Annotated in this window: 7 protein-coding genes; all 7 read right to left on the reverse strand. The window is 41.5% G+C overall.

Features of this window, described 5'->3' with window-relative positions:
- Nucleotides 1-40: 40 nt before the first annotated feature.
- Entirely contained in the window at nucleotides 41-1,402 is a 1,362-nt protein-coding gene (locus Q8S11_RS13470) for an AGE family epimerase/isomerase (protein ID WP_305662636.1), read from the reverse strand.
- A 292-nt stretch (nucleotides 1,403-1,694) separates the two neighbouring features.
- Nucleotides 1,695-2,423 (reverse strand): carbohydrate-binding family 9-like protein, encoded by a 729-nt coding sequence (locus tag Q8S11_RS13475; protein ID WP_305662637.1) that lies wholly within the window; start codon nucleotides 2,421-2,423, stop codon nucleotides 1,695-1,697.
- A 100-nt stretch (nucleotides 2,424-2,523) separates the two neighbouring features.
- Nucleotides 2,524-3,528, reverse strand: coding sequence for a hypothetical protein (locus Q8S11_RS13480; RefSeq protein WP_305662638.1), 1,005 nt, complete (start codon nucleotides 3,526-3,528; stop codon nucleotides 2,524-2,526).
- 37 nt (nucleotides 3,529-3,565) lie between these two features.
- Nucleotides 3,566-6,763: a heparinase II/III family protein gene (locus Q8S11_RS13485; protein WP_305662639.1), complete on the reverse strand. Its 3,198-nt coding sequence runs from the start codon at nucleotides 6,761-6,763 to the stop codon at nucleotides 3,566-3,568.
- A 164-nt stretch (nucleotides 6,764-6,927) separates the two neighbouring features.
- The gene (locus Q8S11_RS13490; protein WP_305662640.1) at nucleotides 6,928-8,409 is read right to left on the reverse strand and encodes a neutral/alkaline non-lysosomal ceramidase N-terminal domain-containing protein; all 1,482 of its coding nucleotides are present in this window, start codon (nucleotides 8,407-8,409) and stop codon (nucleotides 6,928-6,930) included.
- Between the two features lie 135 nt (nucleotides 8,410-8,544).
- A complete protein-coding gene (locus tag Q8S11_RS13495) occupies nucleotides 8,545-9,891 on the reverse strand; it encodes a DUF4861 family protein (RefSeq protein WP_305662641.1) in 1,347 nt (448 codons plus the stop codon).
- A gap of 60 nt (nucleotides 9,892-9,951) precedes the next feature.
- Nucleotides 9,952-11,187: a M28 family peptidase gene (locus Q8S11_RS13500; protein ID WP_305662642.1), complete on the reverse strand. Its 1,236-nt coding sequence runs from the start codon at nucleotides 11,185-11,187 to the stop codon at nucleotides 9,952-9,954.
- Nucleotides 11,188-11,198 lie beyond the last annotated feature (11 nt).

The raw sequence follows: 11,198 nt of genomic DNA on the forward strand, positions 1-11,198 counted from the left end.
TCTACCCATAACATTATGGTTGATGGCTTTATATTTCCTTTTAGGATTTTGCAAATAACCCTGAAACTTTACCTCCTCTGGCAATAATTCTTTCCAAAATTTCTATGGAGTAAAAAAATTGCCTAGGGGTATGCAATAAACCATTGGTGACAATCTTTTCGGGTTTGGCTGAGTAAACCTTGAAACAATCATTATAATAATCGATTACCAGCGGATCATGCGTATGTTCGATGGTCATAAGACCAAACACGAGAACATCATCCAGGGCACCCCAGGTATAATTCCCATTCTCAACTAATTTAGCTTTTGGATGACTTAGTGATAAACCCCCGAAATCGGGATTTGAGGGCATTCCCTTACCTAAAATATAGGTCTTTTCGAGCGTAGATATTCCCATTTCCATGCCTTTTCTAAAGGTAGGATAATGAGAAACCCGCAAGGCTTCATTCATAACCATCCAGCAAGCCTGAATCGAATGCCAGCCACTTACACCCTGAGGATAGAAAGCACCCCAATTTGGTGCATCAAAGGTATAGGGTCTGAAATAATCATCGAGTAATTCAAGTAAAACACCTTCATTAGGCTGCCAGTGATGCTCACAGATTACACGTACACAATAACGGGCAATCCGCTCAACAGCCGGATCACGGCTAACTTTAAGTAATGGAGTTAAAGCGGCTAAAAAGTGTTGCCAGCTTGGAAGACGGCGGGTTCCCGGCTCCAGCGCCTCGGTATGTGCATCAACATGCTGATAGGTTGGAGATAATAATCTGTCTTTAACAGATATGGCCGTTTTGATTGCCAGTTCAAGATCTCGAGGATCTTTTGTTGCGATATACAATTCTGCCAAACCCTGCATCATATAGATATCACCATAATGATCCAAAGGTTCTGTCAGTTTCTTTGTCCCATCGCGACTCACGAATGATGCCCATCTGTAGTCATCCGTCATTGCACTTTTGATCAGGAAATCACGGCCTTTTATGGCTGCGTCCAGATGCTTTTTATCATTTGTGATATGATTATACAGATAAGAGAACATCCAGACAGCTCTGCCCTGGAAGTACATGCCTTTCTTTTCAAAATCAGGTTCCTGACCCGGACTTATTGCATTGGCAAATCCACCGTACTTATGATCAATACCCCGCTCCCAGTTTGGAATGTAAATGTCTTTCAGATAATTACGGTGATACTTCAGCAGATCCGGAAGAGACATACCTCCCAATTGATCAATGCTTCCTTCGATAACTGTCTTATCACTTAGGTATTCAGTTTGTCCTTCTTCTCTAATTCTTTCTGAAGCAAGAATTTCCGGACTTAGCCCAAGTCCTATCATTGAAGCTAATCCCACTAAAGAATTCTTTTTCAGAAACTGTCGTCTTGAATATTCACAATTTTTCATATTCTAGTTTATTTCATTCGGAGCTAAAAAAGGTTATTAGTCCATTGATGCCAATCTGTAAACATATATTATTGCCTCTGGTCGGTGTTCTCACCGTACCATAAACGCTCTCTCATCTCATGGTCTGTGAAAACACCGACCAGAGAAAATAGTAATTACGGGCAAGCGACCCGATAGCTATCGGGTGACGAATTTAACCGGCATGATGCCTATGTAAATTCGTAAGTCGGAAAACTAATTCAAATTAGTAATTCATTGCCTTTATTCCTTGTTCTTTGCTCTTTGATCCCCATTATTTAAACACCAGTGTACCAAAATATTGCGGAAGATGAAACTGTGGAACAGGATTCTGAACAATATTCCAGGTTATGTAATGCGGATTAGTACTTCTGCTTGATGTTTTATAGAAATTGGCCTTCCATTTAACACCCTTTTCCGGTTGCGTGTAATTTCCATATTTTGCAAGCAATGAAAGAGGCATTTTAAACTCGAGGAACCAGGTTACGGGTTCGCTTATTTCCTGTTCCAGTTTTTTTGGCAAAGTATGTGCAATTTCTACGACATCAAAATCTTCCTCTTTTACATTAGTTCTTTTTCCATCCTTATGGTAAGCCATCAATCCTGTTCCCCCCGCATTAATCTCAACATTGAAATATCTAAGCGGCCAGTCCTTATCCGGTGAGAAAAAGAATTCAACACATGCATCTGTCGAAACAGAGCTGTTAAACTTTGTATTCTGAATTCTGACATGACGGTCCTCAACTTTATAGATCAGGTATACATTTTCAGAATCGTACATCATTTTTGCTGTGACCACAGGCTGAAATGCCGGTAGAGTCCCCATAAAATTCACAATTGGAATTTCCTTTACTTTCTTCCATTGCGGTTTATCCCAATTCGCATCAATTGTCAATGATCCTTTCAACTTCCTGACTTTGTAAACAGATGGCTTCTCAGATGAATATGCTACAGGCAGCATGTAAACCATGGCAATTAACAGTAAGAATGATATTTTTTTCATAATTATATATTTTTTGAGGTATGAGGTATGAGGTATGAAGTATGAGGTCTGAAGTATGAGGTCTGAGGTATCAGACATCCGACCTCAGACATCAGTTGTCTCAATTCTTCTCCAACCACTTCTTCGGCACCTTCAAACTCCATACCTCACTATCCAGCAAATAGTTTGGTTCTGCTGCGCCACCTGCAATCCAAATTTTATCTTTAAAAACAAATGCAGCCTGCTCATGCCTTTTGGTCCATTTTAAATCAGACTTTAACTCTGTCCAGTTTTTTCCATCCTTTGAATACCAAACATCACCCTTATTTCCTGATTCAGCCCAGCCACCCAGTACCCAAATCCTGTCTCTGTAAACCACTGTAGAAAACCAGATCCGTGGATCCCATGGAGCAGCGGCAGTGACCTGAGTCCAGTTTACCCCATCTTCAGAACACCAGACATCATTCAGTGATTCTGGTTTGGGAGCCCGAAGTCCTCCACCTATGATCCAGATCTTTCCGTCAAATACAAGGGCCTGTCCATGAGTTCTTTTTGACCAGGGTGCATTAGCCAGCTCAAGTTTCCATTCTTTGCCATCTGCTGAGGACCATACATCATTAAATAAGGTAGTGTCATTATTCTTATAAAAATCGCTGGTACCGCCCATTATCCACATGCGGTTTTTAAAAACCACAAATCCGGGTGCTAATCTTGGGCTCCATCCTGCATTGGGTGTTTCCAAAACCCAATCAGCTCCATTCTTTGATGACCAAACCTGATTGCTCGTATTTGTACCAGGTAATTTCCTTCCACCCATCATCCACATTTTCCCCTTAAAAACCATTGCTGCAGGAAGATCACTATGCTCCCAGGGTGCAGTTTCTGTAACCCTTGTCCAGTTCTTTCCATCCGGCGACTTCCAGACATCCCGCGGATTCGGTAATTGAGGTGTAAACCATCCGCCGAGAATCCACATATTACCTTTAAACACAAACTCCCCCTGAGAATCCCGGGCCTGCCAGGCAGCTTCAGGTGTTTCCTGCACCCAATTCAGGGTATTTGTTTGAGCAGATAAACCGGAACCTGTTCCGATTAAAATTGCTATCAATAGGATTAAATGCTTCATTTTCTTAAATTAATTGAACATATAAATGCCTATTCGCCTAGTTTATTGAAATTTTTGATTGGCCCTGAGGTATAGTCAGTGTCAGAATTTTTAAATTCTGATCATACTTCCAATTCTTTACACTCTGTCCATTCTGAACAACAGAAGACGGCTTTACCGGACTTACCATCATGAGTTCAGAAGGACTATCCGATTTTACTTCAAGAACTGTACCTCTATCTGAAAGGCTAAGAGAAGCGATAACAGAACTAGAAAATTTCAACCCTGAACCATAAGCATCAAAACTTTTGCCTTCAAAATAAGCTTCTTTTAGCTGATCTTCCGAAATTACTGCCGTAAATCTGCTTGCATCTGTTTTAAAACCCTCAACACTGGCATCTGAACTTTGATTCACCCTGAAAAATCCATAATACTTTGTGTTAACTTCATTCAACACAGCACCTATCCAGTCATTAGAATCAATCCGCGTAGGTTTTGGCCTTACTGCATAATCACCGTTAGCAGGTTTTCCTTCAGGCACCATTACCGCCAGAAAATCTGCATTATTTTGTTTCGCAGATGATATAGCAATAAAACTCTCATCCCGATCAGAGTTACGAATCACTCCCGTTAATGGCTGCGGGGAAAGTACATCCATAGTCAATCTAGCCGCAGGGCGATTTATGCTCATCCGATTATCCGCATAAGAAATTGAACTTTTCCCATTCGTGTGCTCGGCATGAAAAAGCCAATTGTATGAATGTGCATCAGGGCTTTTCACCTGATCAAAGAGAAATATCGGACCATTTTTAATGCTGAGTAAGGTGCGGGTATAATTTGACACAACTCCTTTGTAAACACTTGTGAGATCTCCTTCCACACCACTTGATCTTTCACCTGCAAATGAACTGGTAATTTTTGGCCAGGTCTTTAACGATGCTATCCCGTTATCAAAATCTCCGGGTGCCTGACTCTCGGCATTCATATCCACCAGCATCACATTATGTCCTACCGCCTGAGTATAATATCCGGGGAAATAAAGATTTGCATAATAGCTGCTGCTATGACCGGCGTCACTCAACAACTCTTCTCCATTATGTGTCAGCAGAATGGTACCCTGATCATAATGATAATGATTTCCATTAGGTCCGGCTTTATAAATCAGGATACTACCTGAATCATCCCAGCTTGAACGAATTACCATGTGGCCTTTACCTACAAAGTGCTTTGAAGTTGGAAGAGTCTCCCTGCTGATCGGTGTGATACCCTCTGTATACCAGAGGTATGGCAAAATACCTCCCCTTGCTACACCTGAATCCCATGATGGTTTAACATATTTATACATGAACGGATCTTTCATCTTATAAACAAGCCACTGCATGGGTTGCTGGGTAAAATTGTAGGTAGGAGAAACATCACCCAGATCCTGATATTTTCCCCTGTTATTCTGGGTTACATACAATGGATACTGGTAAAACTCTTTTAAATAGGTAGTAGAAGTATAATCTATCCCATAATTATTTTCGAGGGAAAACAGAAACTCTACAAACTCCCGGTATCCCATTTCCTGATAAGTATAGGGCTCATTGTAGCTACCTTCAGGCAGCATGGTGCGATCAATAAACTGTTTGGATTTAGCAAGGATACCCGAAAGATAAGGTTCAAGGCCAGGTAATTCCGGATCATCATTGGCAATCGCCATAGCCGCAAGCCCCACTCCGGAGAGGATCACACCTATGTGATTCGAATTGCTTGTTGGCATTCGGTTTAATTCAACCATATCGCGATAGAAAGGTTTGATGGAGTTTTCCATAATTCCTTTACGAATCTCTTTACGCTCCTGTTCAGAAAGAATTTGAAACAATAAATCATAACCCAATGCCGCAGCCATAGCGGCCGGAGCACCAGGATAATAGGTATGGTTTCCGTTTGCCTCCATCCATGGATGGTTCCATGATGGCATTGAGCAAAGTTCGGTAAGTGCTGCCTTAGCCTTCTCTCCGGCTTCTTTATTGCCGGTCAGATAAAATTGCCAGGCTTCATTATTAATAACCCTGGCAAGAGTATTCTGGGTGTTATACCAGCCACCCATGCTTGCACTGGCATAAGGACCGCCGGTAACAGATTCAGGAGCTACTGATGTAGGTTGAGGCAAGGAATTGATATCTACAGTTGATGGCTTATAAGTGTTGATAAAATTCTCTAATAATTTTTTTGCAGCCGGGGGTTCAAATCCGGCTCTTCTGGCAGCCAGTTCCGGGCCGGTAAAAAAGACCCTGGGATGGCTTGTTGCATTTAAACCCGGAACCTGAATGATAAAACTCATATCCCATGTAAAACCTTGTGCTCCTTCGGCAGTAATTCTTGCTTTCCACTGTCCTCTGGAATCTCCGGCTTTGATTGTATGTACTGCATTATTAGACCATATACCATCTCCTGCCCGGGAATCGCCATGTGTTCCATCATCATAAAATTTGACTTTTTTTAATCTGGTCTGCCCATCCGGACTTATAAGATCAGCGCTTACAGCATTAGGCTTCACACCATCCTCGGCCTTTACGCTCAATGATATGGTTTGACCTGTTGTATAATGGTTATGAATTACCGTCTGACCAAAGTGCTCCAGCCAGGTGGAACCTGGCTGGGTTGAAATAAACTGTCTGGGCCTTTCTCCGTTAAGCCGGAATTCATCCATCAGCATAGAATAGCTGGGTAAATGATTCACCACCGGATAAAAAGTTTTCATAACGACAACCTGAAGGTGCGCACCTGCACTCAGCGACTTACCTGAAGACTTGAAAGACTCAATTGGAAGGTCCACTTCAACCCAGGTGTTTGCTTTTGGCGAACTGATAGTGTGGGTGTACAATGTGCCTTCAAAAGTTCCCAGAGAAACATCCAGATTTGCCGGTTTTCTGTCACTCATTAAAAAGAAAGCAAACTTCAATCGCGTTGATGAAGTAGCATACATATCAATTCGCTTAGTAAATCCCTGTGTAAGATCATTAGCATCATTAGGCTTGGTTAAACGCCAAAGCGAACTCCCTTTTCCACCATAAGCAGGTTCCTTTTTGGTACTGAAGGCAGGATCGTAACCTGTGTCCTGTTGATAGGGATACGGCTCCCATGTGAACATCTCACCGGTATCGAAATTATCATAAATGACATATGGCACCCTGCTTCCTGATGTTTGCGCATTACCTGCACTTACGAAAAGGAGAAGTGACAGGAAAGGTGCTATTGCTTTTATTTTCATGGTGTGTTTCTGTTGTCTGTTGTCTGATGTCTGATGTCTGATGTCTGAAATCTGTTTTCTGTTATCTTTACCAATTGTCAGTAATTTATTGGTTCATTTTACACTTGGTTTTAATACCCTAGAAGGTTTTGTCAACTGTCAACTATCAACTGTCAACTGTCAGTTCATTTAACCCTATTTATCAGCTCCATCGACGCATCAATCAATACCTGCTCAGCCTGCGGTGCATAAGGACTTCCATTAACTGCATATCCGCCTTCTATATACTCTGCGGCGGTGGCGATATATCCATTAAATCCACCTGCCACACCCAAAATAAAGGTATTTGCATAAGGTGATTTTTGTTTAACGCTTAAACCAATTTCAGTAAAGACTTCAGCAGGGAAGGTTACCAAAACTGTTGTTCCGATACGGATGGCCTGCATAGGCATTAAATACGGTGCCGGATTAGCAGGAAGGGCTTCAATCCTTTTCGATTGACCGACCGCCTGGGTGGCAAGCCAATAATCAACTTTATACTTATCCAGTGTTCTTGGTCCGATGGTTTTACCTATATCGCCTTTAGCCACCAATTCACGGGCGGCTTGGTTCAGTCTTTCAACACCTTCGAGATCTTTGGGATAATAAATGACCAATTTTTCCTTTTCCTCTAAAGTCTTTTTGGCCTGCTCCTGCCAGCGAAGGGCTTCTTCATGTGTATAAGGGAAAGTTGTACGAACCGGGATTTTAAATTTATCATAAGCAACCTTTACATCCAGGTTTGCAGAGGTTTTAATCCCCGGTAATACCTTGAGAACTGCTTCTGAAAGGAGGGCACCTTTCTTTTCGGCAAATTCAAAGCTTCTGATTCCCTGCATAAAAGCACCCACTGCCGAAAGTTCTGCCTGGTAGCCTACTTTGGCATCGCCCTGAGCGGATTGAAAATATCCTACAATAACACCCTTCGGTAATTTATCTTTAATTCCTTTGATAGAAAAATACGGCCAGTCTTCTGTGAATTTTAAATTATGAAGATCCAAAGTTGAAGGATGGCAGCCATAATTGAAAAATACCCCCATTAGTTTGCCCTGCGCATTCTCAACTTTGATAACGGCTGCTTCAGGATCAGGTGGAACACCGCCATGCTCCATTCTTCTGTCATTCATTGCCATTCCAAAAACATCTGTTGAACCTGCTCCAATCTTCCCATTAACTCTGCCTTTCCATGCATTAACAGCACTTTGAACTGTTCTGCTTATGAAAAATTTGATATAAGCATCCTCCAGATTGCCCATAACAGGGCCGGAATGGGTATGGGTAGAAGAAACGATCACATTTTTAAATGGAATTCCGGTCTCTTTATTTACCCCTGTACGGATCTGGTCCATTACCAGTTCAGACATATTAACCACAGCAACAGTGATCATTGCAGAACTTGTTCCGTCAGCAGCCTCTACAACCAGACTTCGGGCAAATAGATCATCATGAACACCGGTAGAGGTATTTGCACCCCTGTCGTAACCGGCCATCCTCACACCAATTGGATTCGGGGGCGTAATTATTGTCTCTGCAACACCTACTTTTATTTGCGCTGAGAGGCTTTCAGATAAACCAATAAATACAATCAGAGTTAAGGAGAATAACTTTAAATAATGTGTTTTTTTCATTGCCTGATAGCTAAAAATATATTATAAAAATTCAGAACAGAAGATGGTCAAAGGCAAACATTCTTCTCAATTGAGAAATTTAAAAGGGAGAACAGGTACGGCCTTTCAGATCCGTACCTGATATTCCCATTTGTTTTATTTGGCTTTTGTTTCCAGCGCATGTACTGTTATCTGAGGAGGATAATTGTATTTCAATGCCTCGTCTTCCACATACTTTACAAAATCCTTTTCATTATTATTTACTTCACCAAAACTCCAGGCGCCAAATATCATGTACTCATAGCTCAGATCAGCGGTTACAGGCATCTTAAATACATGGTTTCCTCCATAGTTCTTTATCGCCTGATACTGAGGCTTAAATTTGTCTTTTATCACCAAACCTATTCCCTGCCATGGCACCATCAAAACCTCATCACCAATATCCTCATCCGGGATTCTTGCCTCAACATTTTTACCCATTGATATGGCAATCCCATTTTTATTTACTGAAGTATACTCATTCATTATCCTGCGAATACCTGCACCAAACATCACCTGGGCATTCGGTGCATTAAACTCATTGAATTTTGTCTCAACTGTACTCCAGCTTTTACCCGCATAGGCCGTATAGTATTGATCCAGTTCATAAAATCCCTGTCCTGAATTCCAATTGGTCGTGCTAACCTTGATCATGCTGCGTAGCGGACCGTTATACACTAAATCAAATGCAAAGCGGCTGTCGTCAAAGGGTCCTTTATTCTTGAATGGAGAATGATATGCGCGTGCTGGGTTCTCCATATCCATTGGGTTTTCAAAAATACACATCCCTCCTGCTCCGAAAGTGCTCGCTACTGTCATGATATCCGTCCCCATTTCCCAGGGCATATAATAGCCCGACTTATTGGTGGAATATTCATAATACGCGGTCAACATTGGTGCTCTCTTTCCGTGAAGGTCTACTTCATGAGGGTACCAAAGTTTCCAGCCCATATCTTTTGATTCCCAAAGCGGTACAATATGACGGCCATAATTGGCTATTGATCCATGAACCTGATGCTCATACATGCCACGCTCATAGTGGTCAATATAGATGTAGAAATCACGGGATTCTTTAGCTGCCAAATCTGACATGAAAAATATCTCATCCCAAATTCCATCCTTATTCTTATCATCTACCTGAAGTTCTACATAATGGCCGTTCGTTTCTTTTCTTCGCACGTAACCACTATTCGTCTTGAGCTGTTCAACCGTAGGCTCCGGATCGGAAGGAAGTTGGGGATCTACAATACCTATCCATCGTTCCGGGATGTTTTGCATCGGTAAAATTGTACGTGGGACTACGATCGGACATCCTTTGACCGGTACATTTAAAGGGTTTGTAACTGTAATCTTGATTCTTCGGGTAGGGGCATAATCTTTCCCTTCTGTATACCAGCCAGAACCCGTTTGGGCATTGGTCATTCCGGCTGTAAAAAGTAAGGCAACAAATACGGCAATTTTCATGTTTATACTAATTAAATTATATGGTTTGTTATTATTTACTCATGATTTATTTTCGGGCTTTCAAGTACGGTCTGCTCTTTTTATGAACTCATCAAACACTTGAAAACTTATTTCCACACAATCAAGTGGAACTTTGTCAGCAGTATCATCTGGACGATGATAAACAGGCAGGGTTTTCTCATCATAACCGCGGCTGTTTGCATGCAAAGCTATGGCACCTGAAGGTTTGAAGGGTAATGAGTCCATCACAAATCCATCATTTTCTCCGTAAATCGGGGTTGATTCAATATTCAAATCCTTATGAATATCCCTGATCATATCTTTGACTCCCTGGTCTTTTGAATTAATCCAGAGGTTTGGGCCATAGGTCAATGAATCAAAATTCAGGACATACCTGATATCATTCATTGTATTATCAGCAATGCGGCCCGCTGCATAGTGATGTGCACCCTCATAAACATACTCCTCGGAATCAGAGGCCACAAAAGTCAGTGTATGATTATGTTCCCTACCGGATGCAGCATGTGCAAGCATCAGCATGACAATCACTGAGGCTGCATTATCATTGGCACCCGGTGTATTAAAAATAGTATCCAGATGGGCAATGATCAGAATTTCCTTTTTTGTTTTGCCGGGTATACGACCTATTACATTGATTCCGGGAGCTTTATGTACAGGCTTATATTCAGATTTAATACTTGCCGAAAGTTTATTTTTTGCACTTCGGTCCAGAAGAAGAACATCCTGCTTCCCAATCCCAAAAACTGGAACGGATTTATCAAGGTTTCCTGAGCCAGATCCTGCTATAGCTCTCCCATATTGATTGACAGAAAAATATGCCAGAATCTGACCATTTTGCTCGTCTGTAATAGCATAAGCACTTCCAATTTTAGCAAAAACTCCACTTACACCATTTGCAGGAGTACCAAAACCTCTCTTCTGAGGTATAGCCTCAATATGCTGAGCTCCAACAATCAGACTTGAACTATTTATCGGACCCCAGTCATCAAATTCGTATCTATCAAAATTTACCTGAGGAAGGGAACGCTGCATTTCCTTAAGAACTATCTTTGCCGCTTTTGCAAAAGCCTTACTACCACTGGGTCTTGGTCCAATATCAGTAACAAGTTTCTTTAATAAGGCAATAGTATATTCCTGACGTTTTTGTGCGCTTGAAACAAGATCGGAGGATAAACTGCTTTGAGCGAAAGACCATTTATTGCTTAGCATTAAAAATACCAGTCCACCGGTCATTTTCAGAAATTCAGCTCGCTGAAGCTTTTTATAATTCATCATAATCTAAATTG

The organism is Daejeonella sp. (genome assembly GCF_030695525.1).
In the GTDB taxonomy this organism is placed as follows: domain Bacteria; phylum Bacteroidota; class Bacteroidia; order Sphingobacteriales; family Sphingobacteriaceae; genus Daejeonella.

Excerpts from the sequence above, each read along its gene's own strand:
- Q8S11_RS13470 (WP_305662636.1), bottom strand. The coding sequence starts at position 1,402 with ATGAAAAATTGTGAATATTCAAGACGACAGTTTCTGAAAAAGAATTCT.
- Q8S11_RS13475 (WP_305662637.1), bottom strand. The coding sequence starts at position 2,423 with ATGAAAAAAATATCATTCTTACTGTTAATTGCCATGGTTTACATGCTG.
- Q8S11_RS13480 (WP_305662638.1), bottom strand. The coding sequence starts at position 3,528 with ATGAAGCATTTAATCCTATTGATAGCAATTTTAATCGGAACAGGTTCC.
- Q8S11_RS13485 (WP_305662639.1), bottom strand. The coding sequence starts at position 6,763 with ATGAAAATAAAAGCAATAGCACCTTTCCTGTCACTTCTCCTTTTCGTA.
- Q8S11_RS13490 (WP_305662640.1), bottom strand. The coding sequence starts at position 8,409 with ATGAAAAAAACACATTATTTAAAGTTATTCTCCTTAACTCTGATTGTA.
- Q8S11_RS13495 (WP_305662641.1), bottom strand. The coding sequence starts at position 9,891 with ATGAAAATTGCCGTATTTGTTGCCTTACTTTTTACAGCCGGAATGACC.
- Q8S11_RS13500 (WP_305662642.1), bottom strand. The coding sequence starts at position 11,187 with ATGATGAATTATAAAAAGCTTCAGCGAGCTGAATTTCTGAAAATGACC.